This is a genomic window from Capnocytophaga sp. oral taxon 326 str. F0382 (genome assembly GCF_000318295.1).
In the GTDB taxonomy this organism is placed as follows: Bacteria; Bacteroidota; Bacteroidia; order Flavobacteriales; family Flavobacteriaceae; genus Capnocytophaga; species Capnocytophaga periodontitidis.
Genome location: NZ_KB291404.1, coordinates 30,800 through 31,552, shown reverse-complemented (window position 1 = coordinate 31,552; position 753 = coordinate 30,800). Strand labels below are relative to the sequence as shown.

General features: G+C 39.8%; 1 protein-coding gene. It reads left to right on the top strand.

Annotation, left to right across the window (positions count from 1 at the left end; genetic code table 11):
• Positions 1–47: 47 nt before the first annotated feature.
• Positions 48–753: phage baseplate assembly protein V (locus HMPREF9073_RS16270; RefSeq protein ID WP_369699434.1), on the top strand; the 706-nt coding region annotated here is incomplete at its 3' end.

Genomic DNA, 753 nt, shown 5'->3' with positions numbered 1-753 from the left:
TCAGGATGAATACCTTTGCGTGTCTTACTGACATTAATGCACGTGCAATGGAGACATATAGGGTCATAAAAATATCACATTATCACAGTGGTATGGAGTATTACAATTCCTTTGAGGGTATCCCTATGATGCGTACCCCTGCTGATTTTGATGAGAATGCTTTTCCGCACTCAGAGCAGCAACCAGCTATTGTAAAAGACAACAATGACCCTTTAGGAATGGGACGTATACGCGTGCAATTCTTATGGCAGGCAAAACGCAATGAAATGACCCCTTGGATACGTGTAGTGCAACCCTATACAGGAGGGGGTAAAGGTTTCTATTTTGTCCCTGAAATAGGTGAAGAGGTATTAGTGGATTTTGAAGGAGGTAATGCAGAACGCCCTTTTGTGCTGGGAGCACATTATAATGGTGAGGCGAAAAGCGGATACCACAATGCTGATAATCGCGTAAAGGCAATTCATACTAAAAGTGGACATAAGCTCATCTTTACTGAAGATGAGAGCATCTTGCTTACTGATAAGAATGGCAATGTGATTAAGTTGGATACTCAAGGCAAAAACATTGAGATTTCTGCTCCTGAGACTATTAATATCACAGCTAAGAACATCAATTTAAAGGCAAGTGATAGTATTGATTTTGATGCTAATGTAAATATCACTGAAACAGCAGGAAAGGCTAAGAGAAGTGATATTTGTGGAGATATGTTTGTGTATGTAAATGGTGCTTTAACTGAGGTGATTGAGGGAGATT